Source organism: Fibrisoma montanum (assembly GCF_003583365.1).
GTDB lineage: Bacteria > Bacteroidota > Bacteroidia > Cytophagales > Spirosomataceae > Fibrisoma > Fibrisoma montanum.
Window position 1 is genome coordinate 155262 of sequence record NZ_QXED01000004.1, and the last position, 26928, is coordinate 182189.

The 26928-nt window shown below is 50.8% G+C and carries 21 protein-coding genes and 1 tRNA gene; 12 read left to right on the plus strand and 10 right to left on the minus strand.

Annotated features, from left to right (window positions below; translation table 11 throughout):
- Window positions 1-2 precede the first annotated feature (2 nt).
- The 3 genes from DYU11_RS14680 (at window position 3) to DYU11_RS14690 (ending at window position 4418) form a co-directional block, all read left to right on the plus strand.
- Window positions 3-926 carry a rhomboid family intramembrane serine protease gene (locus DYU11_RS14680; RefSeq protein WP_119668451.1) on the plus strand — a complete coding sequence of 308 codons (924 nt, stop codon included), beginning with the start codon at window positions 3-5 and terminating at the stop codon, window positions 924-926.
- A 186-nt stretch (window positions 927-1112) separates the two neighbouring features.
- Window positions 1113-3047: a 1-deoxy-D-xylulose-5-phosphate synthase gene (gene dxs / locus DYU11_RS14685; protein ID WP_119668452.1), complete on the plus strand. Its 1935-nt coding sequence runs from the start codon at window positions 1113-1115 to the stop codon at window positions 3045-3047.
- 96 nt (window positions 3048-3143) lie between these two features.
- A complete protein-coding gene (locus tag DYU11_RS14690) occupies window positions 3144-4418 on the plus strand; it encodes an aspartate kinase (protein ID WP_119668453.1) in 1275 nt (424 codons plus the stop codon).
- A 37-nt stretch (window positions 4419-4455) separates the two neighbouring features.
- Here the strand turns inward: DYU11_RS14690 and DYU11_RS14695 are convergent, their stop codons facing one another.
- Window positions 4456-5487, minus strand: a complete 1032-nt coding sequence (locus tag DYU11_RS14695; protein ID WP_119668454.1) for a PorP/SprF family type IX secretion system membrane protein — start codon at window positions 5485-5487, stop codon at window positions 4456-4458.
- Between the two features lie 331 nt (window positions 5488-5818).
- On the opposite strand from DYU11_RS14695, the gene DYU11_RS14700 reads away from it, so the two are divergent.
- Together DYU11_RS14700 and ruvB are read left to right on the plus strand one after the other, a co-directional pair.
- Window positions 5819-9475, plus strand: coding sequence for a PKD domain-containing protein (locus DYU11_RS14700; protein WP_199736727.1), 3657 nt, complete (start codon window positions 5819-5821; stop codon window positions 9473-9475).
- Between the two features lie 100 nt (window positions 9476-9575).
- Complete coding sequence (ruvB, locus tag DYU11_RS14705) at window positions 9576-10607, plus strand: Holliday junction branch migration DNA helicase RuvB (protein ID WP_119668455.1); 1032 nt, start codon at window positions 9576-9578, stop codon at window positions 10605-10607.
- 80 nt (window positions 10608-10687) lie between these two features.
- On the opposite strand, the gene DYU11_RS14710 is transcribed toward ruvB, so the two are convergent.
- From DYU11_RS14710 to era, 4 genes are all read right to left on the minus strand, one after another.
- The gene (locus DYU11_RS14710) at window positions 10688-10996 is read right to left on the minus strand and encodes an ArsR/SmtB family transcription factor (protein ID WP_119668456.1); all 309 of its coding nucleotides are present in this window, start codon (window positions 10994-10996) and stop codon (window positions 10688-10690) included.
- Window positions 10997-11227: 231 nt separating this feature from the next.
- The gene (locus DYU11_RS14715) at window positions 11228-12181 is read right to left on the minus strand and encodes a DMT family transporter (RefSeq protein WP_119668457.1); all 954 of its coding nucleotides are present in this window, start codon (window positions 12179-12181) and stop codon (window positions 11228-11230) included.
- Between the two features lie 33 nt (window positions 12182-12214).
- Entirely contained in the window at window positions 12215-13522 is a 1308-nt protein-coding gene (gene der / locus DYU11_RS14720; protein WP_119668458.1) for a ribosome biogenesis GTPase Der, read from the minus strand.
- Between the two features lie 98 nt (window positions 13523-13620).
- Entirely contained in the window at window positions 13621-14553 is a 933-nt protein-coding gene (gene era, locus DYU11_RS14725) for a GTPase Era (RefSeq protein WP_119668459.1), read from the minus strand.
- A 137-nt stretch (window positions 14554-14690) separates the two neighbouring features.
- Here era and DYU11_RS14730 point away from each other — a divergent pair.
- Both DYU11_RS14730 and DYU11_RS14735 read left to right on the plus strand, forming a co-directional pair.
- Window positions 14691-14763, plus strand: a tRNA-Met gene (locus DYU11_RS14730).
- A 446-nt stretch (window positions 14764-15209) separates the two neighbouring features.
- Window positions 15210-15878 carry a hypothetical protein gene (locus DYU11_RS14735; protein ID WP_119668460.1) on the plus strand — a complete coding sequence of 223 codons (669 nt, stop codon included), beginning with the start codon at window positions 15210-15212 and terminating at the stop codon, window positions 15876-15878.
- A gap of 163 nt (window positions 15879-16041) precedes the next feature.
- Here the strand turns inward: DYU11_RS14735 and DYU11_RS14740 are convergent, their stop codons facing one another.
- Window positions 16042-16545 (minus strand): hypothetical protein, encoded by a 504-nt coding sequence (locus tag DYU11_RS14740; protein ID WP_147367942.1) that lies wholly within the window; start codon window positions 16543-16545, stop codon window positions 16042-16044.
- Window positions 16546-16839: 294 nt separating this feature from the next.
- Here DYU11_RS14740 and DYU11_RS14745 point away from each other — a divergent pair, with 294 nt between their 5' ends.
- The 4 genes from DYU11_RS14745 to DYU11_RS14760 are packed head-to-tail and all read left to right on the plus strand — an operon-like array spanning window position 16840 to window position 20380.
- Window positions 16840-17562, plus strand: coding sequence for a hypothetical protein (locus DYU11_RS14745; RefSeq protein WP_229365843.1), 723 nt, complete (start codon window positions 16840-16842; stop codon window positions 17560-17562).
- Complete coding sequence (locus DYU11_RS14750; RefSeq protein ID WP_119668462.1) at window positions 17559-18824, plus strand: glycerophosphodiester phosphodiesterase; 1266 nt, start codon at window positions 17559-17561, stop codon at window positions 18822-18824. The genes DYU11_RS14745 and DYU11_RS14750 overlap by 4 nt, the downstream gene beginning before the upstream one ends.
- Window positions 18821-19477, plus strand: a complete 657-nt coding sequence (locus tag DYU11_RS14755) for a hypothetical protein (RefSeq protein ID WP_119668463.1) — start codon at window positions 18821-18823, stop codon at window positions 19475-19477. Before DYU11_RS14750 ends, DYU11_RS14755 begins: the two co-directional genes overlap by 4 nt.
- Before the next feature lie 18 nt (window positions 19478-19495).
- Window positions 19496-20380, plus strand: coding sequence for a metallophosphoesterase family protein (locus tag DYU11_RS14760; RefSeq protein ID WP_119668464.1), 885 nt, complete (start codon window positions 19496-19498; stop codon window positions 20378-20380).
- Window position 20381: 1 nt separating this feature from the next.
- Here the strand turns inward: DYU11_RS14760 and DYU11_RS14765 are convergent, their stop codons facing one another.
- Together DYU11_RS14765 and DYU11_RS14770 are read right to left on the minus strand one after the other, a co-directional pair.
- Complete coding sequence (locus DYU11_RS14765; RefSeq protein WP_119668465.1) at window positions 20382-21137, minus strand: hypothetical protein; 756 nt, start codon at window positions 21135-21137, stop codon at window positions 20382-20384.
- A 79-nt stretch (window positions 21138-21216) separates the two neighbouring features.
- On the minus strand, window positions 21217-22176 hold the full coding sequence (locus DYU11_RS14770) for a hypothetical protein (protein WP_119668466.1): 960 nt from the start codon (window positions 22174-22176) through the stop codon (window positions 21217-21219).
- Between the two features lie 78 nt (window positions 22177-22254).
- Between DYU11_RS14770 and DYU11_RS14775 the strand changes: the two genes are divergently transcribed.
- The gene (locus tag DYU11_RS14775; protein ID WP_119668467.1) at window positions 22255-23886 is read left to right on the plus strand and encodes an amidohydrolase family protein; all 1632 of its coding nucleotides are present in this window, start codon (window positions 22255-22257) and stop codon (window positions 23884-23886) included.
- Between the two features lie 185 nt (window positions 23887-24071).
- Here DYU11_RS14775 and DYU11_RS14780 read toward each other — a convergent pair whose 3' ends face one another.
- Both DYU11_RS14780 and DYU11_RS14785 read right to left on the minus strand, forming a co-directional pair.
- The gene (locus DYU11_RS14780) at window positions 24072-25667 is read right to left on the minus strand and encodes a M28 family peptidase (protein WP_119668468.1); all 1596 of its coding nucleotides are present in this window, start codon (window positions 25665-25667) and stop codon (window positions 24072-24074) included.
- Between the two features lie 115 nt (window positions 25668-25782).
- Window positions 25783-26775: a lysylphosphatidylglycerol synthase transmembrane domain-containing protein gene (locus tag DYU11_RS14785; protein ID WP_119668469.1), complete on the minus strand. Its 993-nt coding sequence runs from the start codon at window positions 26773-26775 to the stop codon at window positions 25783-25785.
- Window positions 26776-26928: the final 153 nt, after the last annotated feature.

Here is a 26928-nt window from a genome sequence, read left to right on the forward strand (position 1 = left end):
TAATGAGCGGGTTGTTTGATGATTTTCGAAGCGAATTCAACAAGCCCAACAACACGTTGGTGCAATTGATATTGGTGAATACGGTTGTTTTTTTGGCGCTGTTGCTGGCCAGAGTAGGATTGACTATGGCCAATCAGCCGGGTACGTACAATTTCATTCTGGCGCAGTTAACAATTCCCGCTACACTAAGTGCCTTTCTGCATAAACCCTGGACACTGTTTACCTACTTCTTCACGCATGAGGATATTTTTCATATTCTGTACAACATGCTGTTTTTGTACTGGTTTGGCCGATTGATCGATGAATACTTAGGTAACCGCCGACTTGTGGGCTTGTATTTCCTCGGTGGTTTAGCCGGTGGGGTGCTTTACCTGCTCATGTACAATCTGGTCCCCTATTTTCAGGACCAGGCCGAATCGGCTAAGATGCTGGGCGCTTCGGGGGCTGCCTTCGCGGTAGCGGTTGGAGCCGCCACTTTATTGCCAAACTATACGTTTCACCTCCTGTTTTTTGGCCCGGTTCGGATTAAGTACATTGTCTTCTTCTTCATTGTATTATCCATTGCGCAGTCGGCTGGTCCTAATGCCGGCGGTAACCTGGCGCACCTCGGCGGAACGTTCCTCGGCTTTATTTTTGTGAAGCTGCTTCAGAACGGTACTGATTTAGGGCGGCCAATCTATTGGGTTATGGATGGCTGGCAGAGTCTGGTCAAGCCGAAACCGGCCGTGAAAGTTTCGTACCGTCAACGTAGCAGCACCAGTGCTCACGCCAGTACGTATGCATCGGCGGGCAGCAGCTCATCAGCTGTTTCAGCACCCGATCAGGATGAAGTCGATGCCATTCTCGACAAGATATCACGGTCCGGCTATGAGAGTTTGACCCGCGAAGAGAAGCAAAAGCTCTTCCGCGCAAGTCAGAGGAATTAAAACAAATCTTGCAAAAATCTAAGTCCTTGATCAACTGCGTATATAGCGGATGATTAAGGACTTAGTTTTTTTATAAATGCTAAAAAATGTAGTAGCTTCGCAGCCCAGGTATTGGACCACCAGCTACGGAAACATTGTACTTTATACGTTTGTTGTTGTAACACAGACGATTTTCTGCTACCAGCCATGCTGATTACCCCCGGTAAACTTTTAGCCACCATCAATACCCCTGACGACCTCCGCCGACTTGATAAATCACTCCTGCCGCGTGTCGCCGATGAACTCCGCCAGTTTATAATTGATAACGTATCCGTGTATGGTGGCCACTTTGGTGCCAGCCTCGGTGTTGTCGAACTGTCGGTAGCGCTGCACTACGTCTTTAATACGCCCGATGATCAACTGGTTTGGGATGTAGGCCATCAGGCTTATGGACACAAGATCCTGACGGGCCGTCGCGACCGGTTTCATACCAATCGATTCTACAAAGGCATCTCGGGATTCCCGAAGCGCAAGGAGAGTGAATACGATGCGTTTGGCGTAGGCCACTCATCAACGTCAATATCGGCCGCTCTGGGCATGGCCGTGGCGTCGCAGTTGCAGGGTAACCGCCAGCGCAATCACATTGCCGTCATCGGCGATGGTGCCATGACGGCCGGTGAGGCTTTTGAGGGCATGAACCATGCCGGGGCTACCGACAGCAACCTGCTTATCATCCTGAATGATAACTGCATGAGCATCGACCCCAACGTAGGGGCGCTGCGCGAATACCTGACCGACATCACTACGTCTCAGACCTACAACAAGGTTAAGGATGAGGTCTGGAACCTGCTCGGCAAGATGAGCAAGTTTGGTAAGAGCGCGCAGGATATTGTTTCGAAAGTTGAATCGGGTATCAAAGCGTCGTTGCTGGATCAAAGTAACCTGTTCGAGTCGTTGCACCTGCGGTATTTCGGCCCGATCGACGGGCACGACATCGATCATCTGGTCAGCGTACTGGACGACCTTAAAAATATTCCCGGACCTAAGCTGTTGCATTGCCTGACGGTAAAAGGAAAAGGTTACGCACCCGCCGAAAAAGATCAGACCAAGTGGCACGCGCCCGGACTGTTCGACAAGGTTACCGGTGAGATCAAGAAAAAGACGTTTACTACGCCCCAGCCGCCTAAGTATCAGGATGTGTTTGGGCATACACTGGTTGAACTAGCCGAGAAGAATCCTCGGGTCGTGGGTGTTACGCCGGCCATGCCGTCGGGCTCATCGATGAACATCATGATGAAAGTGATGCCGGATCGGGCCTTCGATGTGGGTATCGCAGAACAGCATGCTGTTACGTTCTCAGCCGGTATGGCAACGCAGGGGGAAGTTGTGTTCTGCAACATCTACTCAACGTTCATGCAGCGGGCCTACGATCAGGTAATTCACGACGTTTGCATTCAGGAACTGCCGGTTATTTTCTGCCTCGACCGCGCTGGTTTTGCCGGTGCTGACGGACCTACGCACCATGGCGCCTATGATCTGGCGTATATGCGTTGCGTGCCGAATATGATTGTGGCGGCTCCGATGAACGAGCAGGAACTGCGTAACATGATGTTTACGGCTCAGTCGGACGAAATTCAGCAGGGCAAACAGGCATTTACCATCCGCTACCCTCGTGGGGAAGGAGTTATGCCGAACTGGCGGACGCCCCTGGAACAACTGCCGATTGGTAAAGGTCGTCTGATTCAGGATGGCGAAGGTGTGGCTATTCTGACCATTGGCCACATCGGTAATTCCGCCGTTGATGCCTGCACCATGCTGGCCAGCGAGGGCATACAGCCCGCGCACTTCGACATGCGTTTTGTAAAGCCACTTGACGAAGCGTTGCTGCACCAGATTTTCCAGCGCTTTGACCGCGTACTGACGGTTGAGGACGGTTGTGTAATGGGTGGTTTCGGCAGCGCCGTGCTGGAATTTATGGCCGACCATGGCTACGTTGCCCGCGTGAAGCGCTTGGGCATTCCTGATGCTGTTGTCGAACACGGTGAGCAGATTGAATTGCAGCACGAGTGCGGTTTTGATCCGCAGGGTATAGCCGAAGCCGTGCGCGAACTGTTGTTTGCCGGACGGACAGTAACGGTCTGAAACACGTTGATTTGACATTGCCACAGATTACACGAACTTATACAGATGGCCTCTGCGTAAGTTCGTGTAATCTGTGGCGTTTATATAGGTACCAGTATGAATGTATTTAAGTTTGGTGGAGCGTCGGTAAAGGAAGCGGCTGGTGTACGTAACCTGGCTCGTATAATCCAGACGCAGGGGGAGGGCGCGGTAGTTGTCGTGTCGGCGATGGGTAAAACCACGAATGCGCTGGAAGAAGTGGTGCGGGCGTATGCCGGCGGTGATACCGATGAAGCAGTCAGGCGCTGGGGTGACGTCAGAGCGTACCATGAAGGCATCATGCGCGACCTGGCGGGCAACCATGTCGAAGAGAACTTTCAGTCGGTGCTGAACACCTTTGCTGGTGTTGAAACTTATCTGCACCAGTCGGCTACCGGCTCTTTTGACCAGATTTATGATCAGATCGTTTCCATCGGCGAAGTAGTATCTACCCAGATCGTAGCGGCTTTTCTGAACGTGGAGGCTGTGAGTGCTTATTGGGCAGACGCCCGGGAGCTTGTTTTCACCGATGCAACGTACCGGGAAGGAAAAGTAGATTGGGAGCAGACAAGCCGACAGATCCAGTCGTTGGTGGCCACCAGACCGAAGCAGGAGGTGATCGTCACGCAGGGGTTCATTGGTCGGGCACCAAACGGTCTGACAACAACACTTGGCCGCGAAGGCTCCGACTACACAGCCGCTATTTTTGCCTATTGCCTGGATGCCGAAAGCGTTACGATCTGGAAAGACGTACCAGGGGTACTCAATGCTGATCCAAAGTGGTTTGATGACACCGTATTGCTGGAAAGAATAACGTATCAGGATGCCATTGAGCTAGCCTACTACGGGGCCACAGTGATTCATCCTAAAACCATTAAACCGCTTCAGAATAAAGGGATTCCGTTGTACGTCCGGTCGTTCGTTGAACCAGAAAAGCCAGGAACGGCCATTGGCGACTTCGAGCAACATCTACTTATCCCGTCGTTTATTTTCAAGATCAATCAGGTTCTTATTTCGCTGCACCCGAAAGATTTCTCATTTATTGCGGAAGATAATCTGAGCCTTGTCTTCGGGCAGTTTGCCCAGGCGGGAGTAAAGATCAACCTGATGCAGAACACCGCCATCAGTTTTTCAGTAGTTATCGACCAGAATCCCAGTCGCGTTCCGGCCCTTTTGGAACAGCTACGTCAGAGTTTTCGCGTGAATTATAACGAAGGGCTGGAATTGATCACGATCCGGTATTACGACCAAAGTACTGTCGATCGGGTGCTGATTAATAAGAAGCTTTTGCTGGAGCAGAAAAGCCGTTATACCGTGCAACTGGTAGTTAAGGATTTAGGACAAGCTATGTAGCACAGTGAAAGCCTGAACTACATAGCTCGTTGCTCCGTCAGAACTTGGGGCAAGGCAGTCTTTTATCCCGCCGACGAACGCCACCGCGACGAGCTTCCGGTTTTTCAAAAATGTATGAGAGTGAAATCTCGTGCGAACCACCGCTGGCACCGAGCGTCGAAACGGTTACGTCGTAGCTGTAGCCGACCGAAAACTTATCCATCCGATAGCCAACCAGCGCAGCCAGGGCGTCGTGGTTGTTGATCGTCTGGTTATACCGCTTGAACGGAATACCCCGATAGTAAGCACCAATAGTTATTGGCGAATACGTCAGGTATGCCCCCAGATCCAGCTGATCGTATTTTCCCTGAAACTTGTACATGACCACCGGCGAAAAACTGATTTCCCGGTCCCACTCATCGCCGTAGCCGGTATAACCGCCCAACGGAATCCGAAGCCCGGCGTGGAAACTACCCTTAACCGGCAGGCGGCTCTGGTCTCCCACGAAAAAGTTTTGGTTTGGGCGGTTAATGTGGTGGGCCGATACGCCTACCCAGTACCAGTCGGAATACACCAGGCCGCCAGTTGAGAAATCGAGGTAGCGATTTTGTGGCGATCCGCCCTGGGCGGTTGGGTCCGCTGTTGCGCTGCCGGTGATGAACCCCCGGTCGTTAAACTGATCGCCGAACGTCAAGCCGAAATAATTGATGTTCCGATTGACGTAGGAGCCTTGCAGGCCGAGCCGCACAAACGATTGTTCCCCTACCTGGAACTGATACGAATACTGCAGGCCAATATCCGTCGACTGGATACGGCCCTGGCCCTGATTGTCGGACTGAATCAATAAACCTACGCCACTGTTGAAGCGCTCGAAATAATGATCGAGCCCAACCAGAGCGGTTACGTAGTTCGTAATGGCCGGCCATTGGTTGCGATAATTGACCGTAAGACGCGGAGCCAGCGCCGATCCTGCAAAGGCAGGACTCAGGTATTGAGGAGCCGCGTAGAACTGCGTAAATTGAGGATCCTGAGCAATTGCCAGTTGGCATACAGCCATTAGTAAACCGGCAAAAATGTATTTCTTACTCATAATGACGTTGTAGTGCAAAGAATGGGCCAACTATTTCACCTGTTTATGGGTCTATGAGAAACGAAAGCCAAACGAATTACAGTTAAAATCGTTTCTTACAAACCAGTTAACTCCCATTAGCCAGTAAAAGCAGACCCCGTTCTTATCCTTTGTTGCTACCTCGGGTTCAGGCCGTTTCTGCTTTTATAAATTTAGCCGGTTTCTGGATGGTTTTCAGGCTGTCAGGCGATAAAATTTTAGTGCGGCCTTTTCGTTTACAATAACGTAACGCCCCCTTAGTCTGTTATGCTCGGGGATGAATTTGATAGGTGGGCTTAGTCAATGTTTCTCCATGTTCATTTTTATTCACTATAGGCATTTAGTTGCGCTGTGGGCCGTGTTGCTCATGCTGGCGAACATTCCGTCGGCGTATGGGCAGACAGGCTTTCGATTCAGTGGCAGAACGTGTGTGCCGGATCAGGAGTGTAAAGCTGATTCGGTCACGTTTACGGATAGCGCCCTGGCGGGGGTCACCACCCGTGTCTGGGACTTTGGCGATGGCTCTACCGTGACAAAGCAGCGGGATTCAGTAGCTCGTCACGTATATCAGCAGCCTGGTACATTTACCGTTCGGCTCACCCGGACTGTGAATGGTGTGACGCAGACCGTCGAAAAGTTTGTGAGCGTATTTCCCCGACCGCAGCCCTTCAGCAACTGGCGGACAGATACCACCATTTGTCAGGGGGAGGTTATTACGTTGGATCCGTATCCGAACGGCGCCCCGGCTGGGCTGATCTACAAATGGTATCCTAAGGGCGACACGACGCAGACCATTCAGGTTGACAGTTCCGGCTGTTACTCAGTGGAAGCCATTGACCCCACTACGGGTTGTTCATACCAGGACCGGATCAATGTGGATGTCTGCGGTGAGCAAAAGCAATCGCAGGGGGTGAAGTGGTATTTTGGGAACAATGCCGGTCTGGATTTCAGTGGGGGCGGTACGCCATCACCAATCGACGACGGTAAGCTGAGCACGATTGAGGGGTCTTCGTCCATTGCCAATACGAAAGGTGAACTGCTGTTTTATACAGACGGGATCACCATCTACGACGCTGATGGCAAGCCTATGCGGTCGCTGGTTCCGGGCGATACGGCGCAGGTAGGCATTCCGCTGGGTGGTAACCGCAATTCGACGCAATCGGCGCTGATCGTACCGAAACCGACGTGTCGTGGCTGCGAATACCTTTACTACGTCTACACCACCGCCGAAATTCGGGGAAAGCGTACGCTGACCTATAGCGTGGTCGATATGCGGGAGAGCCAGGGCAAAGGCGCGATCGTTGAGAAAAACATTCCGGTAACGGAAAACGGCACCGAGCAGTCGGCGTCCGTAAAAAACGAGCGTGATTCAACCTACTGGGTCATTACGCGAATTTATGGTACGAACCGGTTTGAAGTCCGGAACCTGAACCGCAGCGAAGACACAACTCCAAAAACCTACGAGGGGGGGCAGGTAATCGACTCGCTGGCAAAAGGCGAGGGATATATCAAAATTGGACCGGCCGATACAACAGGCGGTCAGGAAGGAAACCGGCCGATGGCGGTTGTGGTACCCGGTCCGCCCAAAAACTCCATCGATCTCTTCACGTTCAACGATTCGCTGGGAACGATAAAATTTGAACGAACAATAGACTTGGGGCCGGCGCCACCCAAGGCCTACGGCGTAGAGTTTTCGCCCGACGGTAAGTCGTTATACGTAACGATGTTGGCCGACACGAACGCAGATGGGAGTCAGAAGGGGGCGTCGTATATTCTAAAATATGATCTGAACCAGCGAGACTCCTTGCTAACCGGCTCCCGAACGGTGGTCGATAGTAGTACCACGCGCCAGTACGGTTCGCTACAGATCGGCCCAGACGGCCGGATTTACGTAGCTATAGAAGGCAGTACGTCGCTGGGAACCATCGAAAACCCGAACGGGGGGCTGCTCGACAGCCTGCAGTTTATCCCGAACGGCCAGTCGCTAGGTGGGAAAACCAGTCAGTTGGGTTTGCCGAACCTGGTCGACAACTTCAATGATCAGTCCAGCGGACCGGGATTTACATACGCCGATACCTGTGCCACGTCGCCTACTACGTTTCAGGCCAGTCCGAACTGTCCGAAGTTAAAGGAAACATACACCTGGAACTTCGGCGACGGCAGCCGTCCGGTGTCGACTACGGCGTTGCAGCCTCAATTGCATACGTATCAGCGAGCGGGCGACTATCCGGTGAGTCTTCAGATCACCACGCGAACCGCCCAGGGGGCAATTTGTAAGGATACAACCATCCGAGACACCATCACGATTGTTGATACCCCCGCCAAGATGGAACTCGGGGAAAATCGGGATGTCTGTGACAAACGAGGGGTAACGCTGGATGCCCAGGTAGAGGCCCGGAACTACGTCTGGGTGATCAATGGGGCTGTGGCGGGTAGGCAAAAGACCATAACCCTCACTCGACCGGGCTACTATTACGTCGTCGGGATTGCGGCCAATGGCGGCTGTTTTGAAAGCGATACGATCGAACTTCGCATCTTTACCCCGCCACCACTTGATCTGGGACCCGATACGGTATTCTGTTACCGAAGCAGCGTTAATCTGACGGTACCGCAACAAACCTGGTCGGAGTTTGAATGGAGTACGGGTAGTAAAGACCGCTCGACTACCGTGTCAAAAGCAGGTGAATACTACGTAACGGCCAAGAATTTCCGGGGGTGCATTAACTCAGACACGATCAACGTAACAGAACTGCCGAAGCTCAACCTGCGGGCAGCCCTGACCGGCCCATCGGCCTGTACGACGGCTGATGGTGTGATCGAACTGACGCCAACGCCGGCCGGCCGGTATATCTACGTCTGGAGCCGGGCTGATGGGGCTGTACTGCCGGGAACAACAAACCGACAGGCTAACTTGCCGGAAGGCTCGTACGCCATCAACGCGACCGATAGTTTACGGGGTTGTGAGGCCGATACGTTGTTTTCGCTGAAATCGCCCGTCAATAACCTGGCTATCACTCCGGCCGTACGGCCGGCACTGTGTAGCATTCCGAATAGCGGGACCATCAACGTCACCGTGCAGGGTGGAACACCGGTGGGGTACATCTGGCTCGATCAGAACAATAATCCGGTAAGTACCAGTGCCGTGTTCGGGCAGGCAGCACCGGGGTTATACGGCGTACAGGTCACCGACAGTCGCGGCTGTAAAGCCTTTTCAGACAGCATTCGGGTGGGACTCGACAGTACCGGCTTTGCCAGTCTGGGGCCAAACCGCCTGCGATGCGTCGGCGACACCGTGCAGTTGGTACCTCAGGATGGGGCCCTGGCTAGTAATCAATACCAGTGGAGCACCGGCCAGACCAGTCGGCTAATTATCGTCAATCAACCCGGAACGTACAGCGTTGTCGTACGAAACCCGCAAACCGGTTGTGTTGGACGAAGTAGCGTACAGGTAGGCGACCGACCGGCTCCGCCTGTGAGTCTTGTTCCGGAAGCCTCCATTTGCGAAGGCGACAACGGCCGTATTCAGCTCACGCCGAATGGTGGATCAAACCTGAGGTACATCTGGCCGCAGACAGGTGATACAACCCGGTCGATTACGGTCAGCCGGGTGGGTGAATACGCTGTTCGGGTAACAGACCCGGCAGGCTGTACGGCCACCGTAGTTACGCGTGTTGTTAATCGTTGTGAACCACGGGTTAATATTCCGGATGCGTTCACACCGAACGGCGACGGGGTGAACGACCTGCTGCAGGTCTATACTTCATACGTAACAGACTACGAACTGCGCATTTATAATCGCTGGGGCGAAGTAATCTTTGTGAGCAATAGTCCCGAGCAAAAATGGGATGGCACCTACAAAGGAACGGCCTATCCGCCGATGCTTTACCCCTACGTTATTTCCTATAAAAGTGAGTCGTTTCCAGAGCGCGGAAAGACCACAAAACGGGGCTCCGTACTCGTTATTCGGTAGTGCTTTTCTCCTGTTTTTTTCGTAAATTTGACCAAAACAGGTCCCCGAAATAACCCGTTTTCAATGGGTTATTTCGGGGGTTTCTGACCAACTGATCATCATGCGAAACGACTTTCTGAAAGGAACGGGAGATGGGATGACGGCCACCGATAAGGAAATTGAACGGGCGCTTCGACCGCTTTCGTTTGAAGACTTCACGGGGCAGGCTAAAGTGCTCGAAAACCTCGAAGTGTTCGTGAAGGCTGCCATGCAGCGGGGCGATGCGCTCGACCACGTATTGCTTCATGGCCCTCCGGGACTGGGTAAAACGACGCTGTCGCACATCATTGCCAACGAACTGAACGCGAATATCAAGATGACGTCCGGACCGGTGCTTGACAAACCGAGCGATCTGGCCGGCCTGCTGACCAACCTGCAGCCTAACGACGTCCTCTTCATCGACGAGATTCACCGACTGAATCCAATCGTGGAGGAGTATCTATACTCAGCCATGGAGGATTACAAGATTGACATCATGCTCGATTCGGGTCCGAACGCCCGATCGGTGCAGATCAAACTGAATCCTTTTACGCTGATTGGTGCCACTACGCGCGCCGGAATGCTAACTTCCCCGCTCCGGGCGCGGTTCAGTATCAACTGCCGGTTAGAGTACTACGACGCCAAGCTGCTCACGACTATCGTGCAGCGGTCGGCAGCTATTCTGGGCACACCGATTGATGAGGAAGGCGCCTTCGAAATTGCCCGCCGAAGCCGGGGCACTCCGCGGATCGCCAACAACCTGCTGCGCCGGACCCGCGATTTTGCGCAGGTGAAAGGCAATGGCTATATCAATGTGGATATTGCAGAGATGGCCCTTAGCGCACTCGATGTGGATCAGAACGGGCTGGACGAAATGGATAACCGGATTTTGTCGACTATTATCGAGAAGTTTAAAGGGGGGCCGGTTGGTCTGACTACCATCGCAACGGCTTGCGGTGAAGAAGCCGAAACGATTGAAGAGGTATATGAGCCGTTCCTGATTCAGGAGGGATTTCTGAAGCGGACTTCGCGGGGGCGGGAGGCTACCGAAAAGGCCTACCATCACCTTGGCATTATGCCGAACTACAAAACCGGCGAATTATTCGGTAACTGATACGTAAGAGGGCCGGTTATCAATCTGAACGTAATGCGTTACGTTCAGATTGATAACCGGCCCTCTCCGTTCGGCTAGTTTTAAGCCAGGATCTTACTCTTGTAGATGCAATCGATCACCTCTGCAACTGCCGTATCCACCAGAAAATAGTAGATATTCTTGCCGCTCCGACGAATGTCCAGAATTCCCTTATCACGCATGTTAATCAGGTGATGTGAAATCAGAGATTGCTCGGCGTTCAGGTTTTTGTAAATCGTCGAGACATTTAATTCCTTGCTATCATTCAGCATTTGAATGATTTTGATGCGCAGAGGATGCGCCACAGCTTTCAAAACGTAAGCTGCTTTGTCGATGCGCTTTTCATCGTCCATTAGTTTTTCAGTAGCCATACAGTATACTGTTAGGTGTGCGTGTACCGTGAAAGATACTCTAATTTCAATAGTTGTGAATCTGTAAATTGATAGATTTGAATCTTAATTTATCCAAAGGTTCATTTTGTAATCCTATTCTAAAATGTAGCTACTTTTATAGATCAATAAATTCGATTATTGTTCAAAAATAAAATAACGCCTTGATTGTCAAGAGGCAAGCTAATATCTTCATAAGTTTACTTATTCCATCTATCGTTTACCTCGCCAGCTGATTAAAAAGACACCGGTCAGTACCAGCAAGGTGCCAAAAATTTGGGCTACGCTTATGGTTTCATTCAGCACGGTTGTGGCCAGCACGATCGTAAAAATTGGACCAACACTGGCAACAATGGATGCATTTCCCGAGCCGACCCGCTTGATGCCTTCGGCGATCATAAACGTTGGAATGACGGTGACAAACAGAGCCATGGCCAGCGCCAGGCCATACACAGCCAGGGGATAACCCGTCAGCTGAAGACCGTTGGCAGCCGCACAGTGAAGAACAGTCGGAACCGTAGCCGCCATCATTGCGTAGCAGGTATAGCGCTGTGAGCCGACAAGCGAAATCATAGAATCACTGCCAACCAGATAAATGGCATAGACAAGGCCGCTCAGGATTACCCAGAGCGCGCCCAGAGCTACGTTCTTCTGGGCCGATGTTTCGATATTACCGATAAAGGCAATCAGAATGCCCGCGTAGGTTAAGGCCAGCGCCAGCACCTGGAGCCGGGTGATGCGACGGCCAAACCCAACGGCGTTCATCAGCAGCACGAACGTTGGGTACACAAACAGCAGAATGCGTTCCAGACCGGCGGTGATATAAACCAAGCCCAGAAAATTAAAGAAGCTGGCCAGATAATAGCCCGTAATGCCAAGCATAGCCAGCGTTGCCCACTGGCGCAGCGTAAGCTTGCCCATTACTGAAGATGAACCCCCTGCCGATTGGCCGGCCGCTTGGCGCGACAGATTCAACGCAATACCGATGTAGAACGGCAGCGCAAACAGCATCCGTAGCGTCAGCAGCGTGATCGAATCGATGTGATACTGATACGCCAGTTTGATCAGGATGCCTTTCATGGCAAAGCAAAATGCCGCCAGAAAGACGAACAAAGCACCCAGCCAGTATGAGAAGCCCGTCGTTGAGGTTTCGGCAGGAACGTTCATAGTTAAAAAACCCTCCGGTGGGGAGGGTTTGGTTCATTTCTGGCGGAAAAAAATTGTGATGGGTACGCCATCGAATCCAAAATTCTCCCGGATCTTATTCTCCAGGAAGCGTTCGTAAGGCTCCTTAATGTACTGCGGCAGGTTGCAGAAAAAGACAAACGTCGGCGAAGGCGTCGGCAATTGCAGCATGTATTTGATCTTGATCTGCTTGCCTTTGGTAGCCGGGGGCGGATACGCTTCGATTACCGGTTGCAGGGCTTCGTTCAGCTTCGACGTAGTAATCTTCTTGTGCTTGTTCTCATACACCTCCATCGCCTTCTCCATCACCTGGAAGATGCGCTGCTTTTCGTGGACGGAAGCGAAAATAATCGGCAGATAATCGATTGGGGCCATCCGCTGCAGCATCTCCTTCCGCAGTACGTCGGCGGTGCGGTGGTCTTTCTCAACGGCATCCCACTTGTTTATCATAATGACCACGCCTTTCTTCGCCCGAACCGCCTGGCCAATGATGTTCATATCCTGTGCTTCAAGCCCCCGGGTGGCGTCGAGCATGATGATGCAGACATCCGACTCCTCCATCGCTTTTATCGAGCGCAGAACAGAGTAGAACTCAATGTTATCGCTGATTCGGGCTTTACGCCGGATTCCGGCCGTATCGGTCAGGATGAAATCTTTACCATACGCCTTATAGCGGGTGTTGATTGCGTCGCGGGTGGTACCGGCAATGTCGGTTACAATGCTACGTTCCTTGCCAGTCAGTACGTTCAGGAAGGACGATTTGCCGACGTTTGGCCGACCCAGGATTGCAATGCGCGGAATGCCGCCCTCCGGATCTTCGACGCCTTCATTCGGAAAATGTTTAATAACCTCGTCCAGCAGGTCGCCGGTGCCACTACCCGTTTGCGACGAAATCGGGAATGGGTCGCCCAGTCCGAGTGCATAAAACTCAGAAGCCGCCTGTTGCCGCTCAAACGTTTCGGCCTTGTTTGCCACAACGTACACTGGTTTTTTGGACCGGCGCAGCACTTTGGCGAAGTCGTGATCAAGGCCGGTTGGCCCGGTCATGGTATCGACAACAAACAACAGGACGGTAGCTTCCTCAATGGCGATTTCCACCTGCTCCCGAATGGCCCCTTCAAAAATATCCTCCGAACCAACGACGTATCCGCCGGTATCAATCACCGTAAATCGTTTGTCGGTCCACTCAGCATACCCATAATGCCGGTCGCGCGTGACACCGCTCTGGTTATCCATAATGGCCTGCCGCTGTTCCGTTAGTCGGTTAAACAGCGTTGATTTCCCGACGTTCGGGCGGCCAACAATTGCTACAATATTTGCCATAATTGAAAGGAGAAGGGAGGAAAGGAGGAAGGGAATAAAACAGAAAGTAGGGTACGCCTTTCTCCTTTCTTCCTTTCCTCTTCGTCCTCCTCTAAAATTTATTCGTCATATCCCAACCGCTTGAGCGTCCGCTCTTTCTGCCGCCAGTCAGGTTCTACTTTGACGAATGTGTCTAAAAATACTTTTTTACCGAAGAACCGTTCGAGCTCTTCGCGGGCCATAATCCCCGTTTTCTTAATCATTTTACCGCCCTCGCCTAATAAGATGGCGCGTTGCGTGCTCCGTTCAACCAAAATTTCGGATTGAATTACGATAATGTCATCCTTGTCTTTAAAGGACGTAATGACAACCTCGCAGCTATAAGGGACTTCTTTCTTGTAGTTCAGGAAAATCTTCTCCCGAATGATTTCAGAAGCGAAAAAGCGCTCGGGCTTGTCCGTTAGTTCATCTTTCGGAAAGTAGGGAGGGTGCTGGGGCAGCCGACTGATGATACCTTCGAACAGTCTGTCGATGTTAAAAGCATTCAGCGCAGAAATCGGTATGATCTCCTGGGCCTTAAAATGCTCCTGCCAGTACGCAATTTTTTCGGTTACCTGCTCCTGCGTAGCTAAATCTATTTTATTGATTAAGAGCAGTATGGGTGTTTCGGTGCGCTGCAGTCGTTCGATAACGTCGTTTTCGTCATGCTGCTCAAAAATGTCCGTCACAAACAAAACAACGTCGGCATCTTCGAGTGATCCGCGTACAAAGCTCATCATCGACTCATGCAGCTTGTACTGTGGTTTGATGATGCCCGGCGTATCGGAGTAAACGAGCTGAAACTCCTGTCCGTTGTGCACGCCGTTCAGGATACCCATGATGCGGTGACGGGTAGTCTGGGCCTTCGAGGTAATAATGGACAGGCGTTCGCCGACGAGTTGATTCATCAACGTAGATTTGCCCACGTTGGGCTTACCCACAATGCTGACGAAGCCGGCTTTATGATCGGGCGATAATTCGCCGATCAGCGGATTTTCAAGGTCTGTATTCATGTTAGGTGATCCCGCTGACAATAGCAACGGCTTGGTAACTCAACTTGATCTCAGGCAAAAGAGTGCCTGTCACAAAAAATTTTTTACAAAGGTAGTTGTTTTTTCTGAAAACTGTCGTACCTTTGCAGTCCAAACATCGCGGGATGGAGCAGTTGGTAGCTCGTTGGGCTCATAACCCAAAGGTCGCTGGTTCGAGTCCAGCTCCCGCTACAATGAAGGTCAAGCCGTTACACTTAAAAACTGTAACGGCTTTTTTATTAGGTACAACAATTCTGGCAGTTACTGCTTCATATCTAAAAACCTCTCTAACAGTTCGTTCTTTTTTTCTGCCTGTAGAGGCCGTTTGTATAGTTTCTTGTTTTACTCGATAGCTTCAAGCCATTTGTCAGCGACGTTGAAGGTGGGGAAGTAATTGAAATCCCCTTAGTGTCGTGAAGTGTACTTGAAAAGAAGTTGTCCGTCTCTATTAAAAGCAAATATGGTAATTATCAACTGTATGGCACTGATGAAGGCGTTAGCCTTTCAATGGAAGTTGATTTAAGCAAATCAGAAAGAGTGAAAGGCTGTTGGACGGGCCTATGATCAAGATCATAAGTCAAAAAGCGGAGTTCGCCAAGACGCATGCCTAAGAGTGTTACTCAGCAAGTAGCAAACAAATGAAATTTGTAGGCTTATGTTTTCTGGTCGTCTTATCGCTCTGCACATGCACGAGCGATAAGACGGTTTCACATGAAGAGTATAATGGCGAGTATCCTTACATAAAAAGTACGGGCAAACCTATTTCAACCTATCAGCCCGTTTTTATCTCCTCCTGGCAAGGTCCTCTGGTTACTAACATGCCTATGCCTGTGCTGGCCATGGGAGAATATGCATTTACATTCAAAGGACACAATTGGAATCACTGGCCCTACACTAATATTAGCCAACGAATTGTTGAAAACCCATCCTCTCCGTTTGATCGGATTGGTTCCAATATTTTGGGAATAGGTTTTACGGCGATGGACGGTTTTGAGTGCTCAATGGAAAGTGTTCACTTTATTGTTCCAGCCCAAGTTGGTCGTTTTCGTTTTGAACAGTCAGTGTATGATGCTTCAATCATGCCTACTTTTCGTACCTATGACTGTGATGCGCCAAAAGATCGTATTACCCTTGATCAAAAGGCTGACAATTGGGTCAATATTACTCGTTTGGATACGCAAGCTCATCAAGTAGAAGGAAGTTTTAATTTAAACTTTATGATCGTTGACAAAGATGTCAGTTATAGCCTCATTTACCCTACTCAGATCTGTATGCAAGGAAACTTCAAAGGTCCTTATACAAAATAAATGTTTTAGTTTACATAATAACATGTATAATATAATTCTTCAATGATATCGTCAGGTAACGGGCGTTCCTTAGTTGGACCATTGTGCAGTTATTCATGTTGAAACATAACCTGCGATGAACTGTGAGTCCAGATCTACACAAGTGACGTGCAAAACCTTTAGACTACTTAAATAGAACTAGCTTGAATTTATCGTTGGGACGTATTAGTTCGATCCGTTTGCATTCATTGATGGCGACTTGGAAGAAATTGCCCTGTACGTATTCGGTTACACCGCTTTGATTTTTAGCATAGAGTTTTAACCAGACCATCTCGCCGTAAGGTTTATACTCTCCAAATTCATCAGTTTCTACGCTCCACTTCAAATAAATTCTCTTCTCATAATCTTCTGGAAGTGACACAGAAAATAGCGTATCTGAATCAGTGAAAGTTTGATTTTGATTAAAAGTTAAACTTCCGGTTTTTGATCGCCCTATAGCATCTAGCGTAAAAAATTTCCATTCGCCAATGATATTTTGGGCAATAGGAGGGGCTTGGCACTTATTTGTATCCTCTAAAGATGAAGGACGGTTGCCAGGGGGAATTAATTGCTGCAATAACTCCTCCTGGCAAGCTGCGTTCAACAAAATGAACCCAACGATGCAAAGATTTTTTAATAGACTCTTCATGACGTTGAAGTAATTTTTAATCATTGGAAAGGGTAGGGTACACAAAGTTAAATGTTTAGTAGTCAACATAGTTTGGCTCATAACCCAAAGGTCGCTGGTTCGAGTCCAGCTCCCGCTACTTAGCAAAAAAGCCACTGATAATCAGTGGCTTTTTTGCGTTAAGTACTTTTTATAACCCAGAACCGACTAATTTCTTCATTCAGCCCTGCCAGCCGTGTTGACGAGCGCGTAACATTATGGTTAGGTCATGAGTTAACAATCCGTTAACACATCCCTCATTCAATTTACCTTGTCGTGGTTATCCGTCTGCGCATCTTTCTGGTGAACGCCTGGTTCGCTTTCGGTACGTTGGCGGCTAATGCACAGGCGTTACCTGCTCAGCCCAGCATCTACTTCCCCCAGGCTCCCGAACCCGGTCAGTGGCGAAGTTCGGTGGGGGTGGTATTTACAACAACCCCTCCTGAAATAACCGAAGAAATCCGGATCACCATTCCGGCCATTGATGTAAACCTGCAGCGAGGTTTGTCAAAGCATTTGTACATCGTTAGTCGGTTGCAAACGCAGATTGTGCAAAGCAATCTGACGCTTGGATTGCGGTGGGCCATACCACTTAACGACCGGCTCCATCTGTCGGTGGGCGATGACATAAGCGGATGGTTTGGAGCACTCAGACTTAAAGATGTATTCAACAGCCAGGCGTATGGGCTTGTTAATTACCCAAATGCCTCCATTGGTTATCGACTCACGCGCGATCTACAATTGGCGGTACGTGCGGAGGCTATCATTGATTGGTATTACCGGTCGCAGGTAGGTAGTCTGGCTGTTGAATACAAACCCCGGACAGTGAACGGGGCTGCGCTGACGTTCGTACTGGAGCAGCCTTTTTACAACCGCCGGCACGTAACGCTGGGCCTTCGGGCGGTGTATGCCGATTTCAACTGGCAGTTTTGGTCGCTCTACGAAACCTTTGACCGGAATCTGTTCTATCCGCAACTACTATTCGGGTTCATGCTATGAAAGCATTGGCTTACCTGTGTTTAGGGCTGTGTGCGCTCGTTTTCGGTTGCCGGAAAGAATACGAAGTGCTGGTGCCGTATCAGTTTGTCAGCCTACCCGGAGCCGGACTATTTTCGACTACGACCCGGCGGGCTATGGAGGGGGTGTATGCCGTGACGAACGGGGCCGACCGTTTTGGTAGTCAGGTGGCCCTAAAATGGACCTACACGCTGGAAGGAGCTGATACTACGTTTTTCCTGTCCATTTTCACCGGGCAGGATGCGGCTTTTTTTAATATGGAAGGCCGGCCTGATTCCGACAGCCTGGTACTAGCGGGATTCTGGCGCAAACTGGTGAACACTGAGACCGGTCAGGCCAGGCTTACACTCCAGGTCCGCCGGAACGGGCAGACCAGGGTATATTCAGGCAGGCTGACCCCCGGTGATACGCTTTCGCTGGAGGGCGCATATGGCGACAATACGGCTCAGCCAACCCGCCCACTGACGTTGCTTTATCAACGGCCCCTTAACCCAGCTCCCTACGAAATTCTGGCTCACCGGGCTGGCGGCCGAACGTCCGATCTACTGCCCGTATCCGAAAACTCAATCGATATGATCAAGCTGGCGTCTCGCCTGGGGGCGACCGGGGTTGAAATAGACGTTCGATACACAAAAGACGGTGTCCCGATTCTTTACCATGACAACAAGCTGAATCTGCGGCTCATTCAAAAAAATGGTCTCATCGGAGCGGTAGAGGAGTACACGTATCAGCAATTAAGTGCGCACGTTCGGCTTATAAACGGCGAGAAGATTCCGACGCTAGAGGAGGCACTGGAGACCGTAATCGCCAACACAACACTCCGGTTTGTCTGGCTCGACACGAAATACATCGGGCCAATGGATAAGGTTCAGGCCATTCAGCAGACGTATCGGCAGCGGGCTATACAGGCCCGTCGGGATTTGCGGATTGTCATTGGGTTGCCCTCGACCGAAGCCGTTGAAGCCTACCGGGCCCTGGCCAATAAGGAAAATACGCCGATTCTCTGCGAATTGGATACGGCCGTCACCCGAAGCCTGAACGCCCGGATCTGGGCACCCCGCTGGACGCTTGGACCACAAACAGCGGAAGTGAAGGCCATGCAGGCAGAGAACCGTACGGTGTTTGTCTGGACACTCGACGAGCCGCAGTTCATTCAGCAATACATCAGCGAAGGGCAATTTGATGGCATCTTATCCAACTACTCGACCCTGGTTGCTTATTACCATTACACCCGCCAGCCATGAAACTGAGCAACGTAGTACGTAGATCGGCCGAGCTATTTTTCGTTTTCATGCTGAACGGGGCCGCCTGGGCACAAGTTGAGCGTAATACCGACTCGACGGCCTACGAGCGTGGCCCTTATACGGTGGTTGTATCGGTTGGTGGAGGGCTATCATACTATGCTATGGCACTTGGCATTCCTGTGGAACTGGAAGGCGGACGAAGAAATCGGGTTGGCGTACCAGCCACAGTTCGTGTCATGTGGCATCCCGATCACCGGTTGCGACTGGGACTAGAATCGGGTTACGTACCCATGTATGGCTATCGCGGGCAGGTAAATGGGCTACCGTCGAAGGTAACTGTATCGTCGGTGCCGGTGCTGCTGGTTTGGTCAATGCCACTGGCCTGGCTCAGCGGAACAGAACGCAGTCTGGCCCGACGGTTAAGTCTTGCTGCCGGAACCGGCGCTTACTTTATTACCTCGCGGCTCGATTATGCCGGGACTGTAAACGGCCGGACAACCAGCTTGGGCTGGATGGCTGCCGGATCGTATACGCAGCCGATTAACCGAACGCTCCGGGCCGCGGTTGAACTAAAGTGGTACAACTCGGTAGCTACCGACGATGCAACGTTTGCAGTGCAGCTGCAGTTGGTATGGCGGGCACTCTCGTGGTAGAATTGAATGTAGAACGTTATGAATAAACAACTTCAGGATCGTACCATTGTGTTTCTGAGCGATACCCAGGCGCCGATGTGGGTCGAACGGCTGGTGTTACGGACGCATCAGAACACACGGGCAACCACCACCATATTTGACGAGATCATTCGCCGTCGACCACCGGTCCTGTACTGGCTCGGCGATATCGTATCGCTCGGTTTTCGGGACAACAAGTGGCGGATCATTGATCGGTTCCTGGCCCAATGTACAGAAATCGGTACGTCGGTCTACGCCATTATGGGCAATCATGACGTAATGGGGCGACCCAGAAAAGGAGCCCGGAACTTCCAGCAGCGCTTTCCGGATCATAGCCCCACGGGGTATATGCAGGTTACCGATGGGATTGCGGTGATTATGCTGAACTCTAATTTTCACATCCTGTCGGCGGCCGATCTGGTAAAGCAGCAAACGTGGTATGAAGCGACCCTTCGCGAAGCGGACGACAATCCGGCCATACAAACAGTGATTGTAACCTGCCACCATGCACCTTATTCCAACAGTAAACTGGTAGGATCGTCCAGGCTGGTACAGCAGCGATTTGTGCCGCTCTATGTAAAATCCCGGAAGGCCAGCCTGTTCATAACTGGTCATTCACACGCTTTCGAGCGGTTCCGATTCGACGATAAAGAGTTTCTGGTTATTGGGGGCGGGGGTGGGCTGCGTCAACCACTAAACGTATCGCCCAGTCGCCTGCCTGATCTGGCTGCAGCCTATAAGCCCTTGTTTCACTACCTGACCGTTCGGCGCGACGAGCAGGAGCTAGCGATAACGTCTTACTTCCTGAAAGCGGATTTTTCCGGGTTCGAAGAAGGCTATCAATTTACCATCCCACACCCGTTGAGCATGACCCGAACCGTTTAAACTACAGCTCCTCGATCTGTCCGGCACCCAGCTCATTGAACAGCGTCTGCCAGTACTGCGTCACGGCAGGGTTGTTTTCCTTTACGGACGCATTCGGTTCGAAAGGCAGAACCATTGTGATGCTCGGGCTGCCGATGGTATACTGTTTCAGTTGGTCGACGTCTTCTTTCGCCCACGTATCGGCCTGTGCGTTATCGGCCGGCGGACGTACCTGAAAATCCCGGCGACTGGTGCCTTTCACGCTTTCAATCATATCGCTGAGGTAGTATACCTTAACAACCGCTCCAGTTTCGTTGGCTTTGGCAATGACCGGCAGACTGGCCCAGATGTCGGTTTCGTTGTTGGATGAACCGGTATTCTGAGCGGCCAGTTGCTGCAGAACCCGCTGCCGGATCTGCGCTTTTTCGCGGCCGAGGGCCAGCTCAAATTCAGTTTCGGCGGCTTCGCGGTCAGTAGGACTGGCTGCACTCACATCCTCCATTTCCGTGCGCGTTGTCAGGCTCACGGCCCGCGCTTTCGACGTATTTTCGTGGATGAAATACACATCGAGCCGATCGCCTTTCTGTTTGATATTCTGCTCGATGATGTCGTTGATGGCCTGCTGGTATTTTTGAGCAACAAACGCCTTGTTAACGTTGACGCTCCGGGTCTTATCCAGAAAAATCAGGGTGTAGGTAGGGTCGTCGGTCGGTGTCGCTTTCTCCTTGTCCGACGAGCATGCCGTTGCAAACAGGATCAGAAACAGGGCTTTTTTCATAGTTAGGATCGTCGAAAATCAACGTATGTATAAAACGGATTACGTTCGCTAAACGTCTGTGCAGCTGGTTTAATCCCGCTTATCTGACGGCTAGTGCCTGCCGCAGCGTACTGTCGGCGGGCGCATTGTGATTCCAGTAATCGGTCTGGATAGTCTTCTGCAAAATAGCCCGGGAAGTCAGCAGATTATCTTTGCTTTTGTAGGTTTCTTCCCAGCCGGCAATTTTATGCGGAAAGCGGTCCTCGAACACGATCATCAGTGTCCGGCCATCAGTTGGGTATTCGATGGTGTAGGTTTTTAAGCCCTGCCCCGGAAAAATTGTTCCCTGATAATCAGCCAACGTAGCTTTGGTGGCCAGAGGTTCGAGGGTTTTGTGCCGCAGCCGGGCGGTGGCCGTGCCTGGAATCAGCGTAACGTTGCCGGTAGGAAGCTGATCGGGAGCCAGGCGAATCCGTGTCCATAGCTCATCTTCCAGCAAGGCCTTGTCGAGCTTATAGTCTTCTTCAACCTCTTTCTCGAAATACGAACGACCATTCACCTGGTAGCCGTTGTTCTTGTAGCTAAGCTGCAGGTAACTGTGCCCGCACCACTCCTGCCCCGACGTACTTACTTTCAGCGTAGTAGGGAAAGCGTCCGCCTGGCCGTTGCCGGTATTGATAGGTGTGAAGACCGACGTGAACAGGGAATAATCATAGATGCCCGTCACGAATTTTCTGACGGCGTTCAATTTCAGCACTGGCACGGCTTTGTCGCGGCTTTCTTCGGTTTCGGACTTCACCAGCTTATCCGTCCGGAAGTCTTCCGTAACAAAAATCAGAACGGCCTGCCCGGGATTCAGGGCACCGTACTGCGCCTGCTGCAACTGGTAACTGTTCAGTTCTGCCTTACCGCTGAACCAGTACGACCGGAAGTCGGGGGCTACGTCGCCGGTTGGTTTTGGTGCACTTCCCGACTGCTGAAAGATGGTTGCTTTCATGGCAAACGCGAAAATAACCGCGAGGCCGACGACAATGAGCAGGAAGTTCTTTTTAACAAACATAGCTGTGGTTATTTACGTATCAAATTACCGGCACTTTCTGCTATCTTACAAAAGCTTAGCTACCGGAACTGATTAAATATGACAAAGTATCTACCGAAAACGATTATTTGTTGTTCGTATTTTCTGCTGACCCTCTTCTGGCAACTCACCAACGCACAAGTGCCGAAAGCCCCCGCCCGTGTGGAAGGCAATGGGCCATATAACCGCTTACTTATCCGGGGTGTTACGTTGATCAACAGCACGGGCGCACCGCCGGTCGGACCGGTCGATATCGTAGTGGAAAAGAATCGGATCGCACAGATCAGGCAAGTAGGGTATCCGGGCGTTCCTATTGACCCAAAAAGTCGCCCGCAGGCAAATCCCGGCGATCAGGAACTGAATTGTGAAGGTATGTACCTGATGCCTGGCTTTATTGATATGCATGGGCATATTGGCGGTAGTGCGCAGGGAACCCCATCGGAGTACGTATTCAAGCTCTGGCTGGGACATGGCATCACCACCATTCGTGATCCGTCGTGCGGAAATGGGCTTGACTGGGTTCTGGAACACCGTACCAAAAGTGAACGCAACGAAATTACGGCCCCCCGGATTAAAGCCTATACTGTGTTTGGTCAGGGCGCTAAAGAGCCAATCACCACCGCCGAACAGGCCCGCGCCTGGGTGCGCGACAACGCCAAGAAAGGCGCTGATGGCATAAAGTTTTTTGGTGCCGAGCCGACTGTGTTCAGGGCAGCACTTGACGAAAATAAGAAACTGGGATTGCGGTCGGCCTGTCACCACGCGCAACTCGAAGTGGCGCGAATGAACGTACTGGCAACGGCCAAGGCGGGTCTCACGTCAATGGAGCACTGGTACGGCCTGCCGGAAGCGTTGTTTGCCGATCGGACCATCCAGGATTATCCGGCCGCTTATAATTATAATAACGAACAGAATCGATTTGAAGAGGCCGGCAAGCTATGGCAGCAGGCCGCGAAGCCAGGTACCGAGAAGTGGAACCAGGTGTTGGATGAACTGATCGCGCTTGACTTCACCATCAACCCGACTTTCAACATCTACGAAGCCAACCGGGAGTTGATGCTGGCTCGTCGGGCGGAGTGGCACGATGACTACACCCTACCGTCGTTGTGGCGTTTCTACGGCCCGAGCCGGATTTCACACGGCTCGTACTGGCATAACTGGGGCACCGAGCAGGAGGTAGAATGGAAGCGAAACTACCAGTTATGGATGGCTTTCGTGAACGAGTATAAAAACCGGGGTGGCCGCGTCACAACCGGCTCCGACTCGGGGTTCATCTACCAGCTTTATGGCTTCGCCTACATTCGCGAATTAGAATTGCTGCGGGAGGCTGGATTCCATCCGCTTGAGGTAATCCGGGCGGCTACGTTAAAAGGCGCCGAAGCGCTGGGAATGGCCGATCAAATTGGGTCGGTGGAGGTGGGTAAACTGGCTGATTTCGTCATAGTAGACCAGAACCCACTGGCTAACCTGAAAGTGTTGTACGGCACAGGGGCCATTCACCTGAACGACCGGAACGAAGTAGAGCGCGTTGGGGGAGTGACCTATACGGTGAAAGACGGGGTCGTTTACAATGCAAAGCAGTTGCTTGCCGACGTACGACGAATTGTAGCCGAAGCCAAGCAAAAAGAAGGGTTTGAGATTACTCAGCCCGGCGTTTCACCGAAAGCCGGAAAAGTGGGAGGAGGGAAGTGAAAGACAGATGCTACGGTAGTCAGGCGTACCTGGTCTGACGTATCATGGCGTTGTTTATCATGCTGGCAAAGCCGGATCGCCGGGCCGAAAGCATGACAAACAACGCCTGAAGTATTTCGATACGTTACCTGTGCTACAGGATGCAAGCATACAGGGGATGAAAATTAGTCCCTACATCCTGCATTTTACGGCTTGTTGCTGTCGACAACCAGTCGGTTGTCGCGGTTGGCAATGTCCCAGGCCGTATAGAATACCAGCCGAGCGGTTCGTTCAGCCAGCTTGAAATCGATCTTCTCTACGTCGTCGGTTGGCTGATGGTAATCAGCGTGAAGGCCGTTGAAGTAAAAGATAATGGGGATTTTGTGCTTGGCAAAGTTGTAGTGGTCGGAGCGGTAGTAGATACGTTCAGGATCTTTCGGATCATTGTATTTGTAATCCAGTTCCATCTGCGTGTACTTCTGATTCGCTTCTTCGCTGATTTTGTGCAGCTCTGACGACAGTTTATCGGAACCGATTACGTAGATATAATTATCTGATTTGCCCTGGTGCAGATCGTCGACCCGCCCGACCATATCAATATTCAAGTCGGCCACTGTGTTCTCAAGCGGAACCGCCGGGCTCATATCAGCGTAATATTCAGACCCTAACAATCCTTTTTCTTCTCCGGTTACGGTCAGGAACAGCATCGACCGCCGGGGACCTTGCCCTGCGGCCTTGGCTTCGGAAAACGCCTGCGCAATTTCCAGGACCGATACGGTACCCGAGCCATCGTCGTTAGCACCGTTGTTGACTTTCCCGTCGGGGTTAACGCCAATGTGGTCGTAGTGAGACGACACAATGACTACTTCATCTTTTTTGTCGGTGCCCTCGATGAAACCAATTACGTTTTCGGTCTGCACTTCTTCTTCCCGGCGTTCAGCTTTTACGGCTACCTTTCCACTTAGCGATGTGGTGGCAGGCTTACCGGTTTTTGAGGTCTGCTCTACAGCCGATTTAAGTTTATCGACTTTCGTGTTGAGCAGAGAGGCTGCTGTTTCACTGGCAATCAGAAAGATGCCCACCGTCCCTACATTTTCAGAACCGGACTTCAATCCCAGCCGATTAAAGCGGCCCTGCAACGCGTTCCGTTGAGAAAGCAGTTGTTTGAACGCGTCGGGCGACTCAGCCGAAACAATAAAAATCTGAGCCGCTCCTTTATCCTTCGCCAAAGTAGCTTTGTTGCGCCAGCCGGTCGTGCCGGTCCATTTGGACGTATCCGCCAGAATCGATGTACCATCCGCTTTTCTGGGTTCGCCTTCCATAATGACGACCGCTTTGCCGGCTACGTCGCGGTTGGCGTAGTCGTCGTAATTGGCGTCGCTGATCCCATAGCCAAGAAAAACAGTTTCGTAGGCTGTTTCGGTGGGCAGGTTCAGGAGGCCATTCGTAACAAAGTCTTTCAGATAAGCAAACTGTTGATTGCCAGCCTTAACGTAAAAATCGCCCCAGGTTTTGCGGTACAGTTTAAAGGGCTGGAGATAGCCGGTTTGCCCGTCGCCCGCTTTGACGATCGGCTGCAGTCGATTATCAGCAAACTGTTTGGCAATGTATTCAGCCGCTTTTTTCTGACCGGGGGTACCGGTTTCGCGGCCCTGCATATCATCGGCTGCCAGCACACGCAGGTGCTTTTCGAGATCGGCGGCCGTAATGGTCTGCGCAAATTTAGTAGCCTGATCGGCCGGTGCCTGTGCCAGTAACGTAGTGCCCGTAAGTAGCAGACAAGGCAGCACAAATTTTAACATAGAAAAACAAGGTTTTATCTGAACGATAAGATGCTCTACTAAAAAACGATATAAAGAATAGTACGGTACAATAACTGATTAATCATATAAATCAAATCTCAAATTAAGATGGTCTCTATTTAATACGTTCTGGTTCATGTGTGTTCGGTTTTACAATTAGTAATGGGAGTATCAGGAAACTTAAGCTGCTTAAAATTAAGTTAATACTAAATCCAATTGTATGAATAAAGGTAGCAACGATGGCACCTTCAGCTGAGGAAAATCCATATAGAACAAGAACACGGCTAACCAAAAAATGGAAGGTGCCAATACCGCTTTGAGTAGGAACCGCTAAACCACCTATTGAACTTGTAGCAAGAATTGTTAATGCTGCAGTGGGTGGCAAAGAGACTGTAGATTCCAAAGACATCAACATTAGGTAAGTGCTTAGCCAAACAGATACCTGAATCAATATCGTTAATAAAATAAATAAGGCCAATTGAGGTACCTTACGTATGGTCATAAACCCGCGGCTGAAGCCATCTAAAACGCTTAATAGCTTAATAACCAGTGGGTGAGATCGAAAACGTTGACTAGTAAAAATCCATTTGGCCACTATTGCGAACACAACCAATGCAACGAGTGTGCTTATAGTAATATATGTGCTTGGCACTCGAAATGTCAACTGTTGAACGTACGATTGAACCCGCTCAAACTCCAGTATGGAGGTAAGCAACAGAACTAGCATCAGCATGAATATATCAATGATACGCTCAGCCACGGCAGAGCCAATTCCCTGAGCAACCGGCACTCCATCTGTACGTTGAAGCGTAATACAACGGGTCAACTCGCCGGAGCCTAGTATAATCATACTCGCTATCATGCCCGTTTGCATAGCGACAGTAGTTCGCAGTACAGTAGGTTGATAACCAAGAGCTTGTAGCTGAAGTTGCCAACGCTTCCCCCGCAGAAGATAGCTTATTATCATTACCAGTCCGACAAGGGCAATCAGAGTATAATTAGCCTGGCGAAATTGCTGTACCAACGAGCCGAATGATACATCTTTTAGAGCAAAAATTAGCAAGCCAATGGCCAGCAGTAAGAAAATTGATCGCTTAAGCAAGTGCATTCGATTTCGAGAAGAATGGTCTCAAAATTACTTAATTTATAACAATGCGTTTAAGATGAGTTATTTGGAATGGAGTTTGTAACGTTCTAATTTTGTGAACATTTTTAATAACCTATACGTCAAATGCCATTATCGAGCTTTTGTACGTTGTCT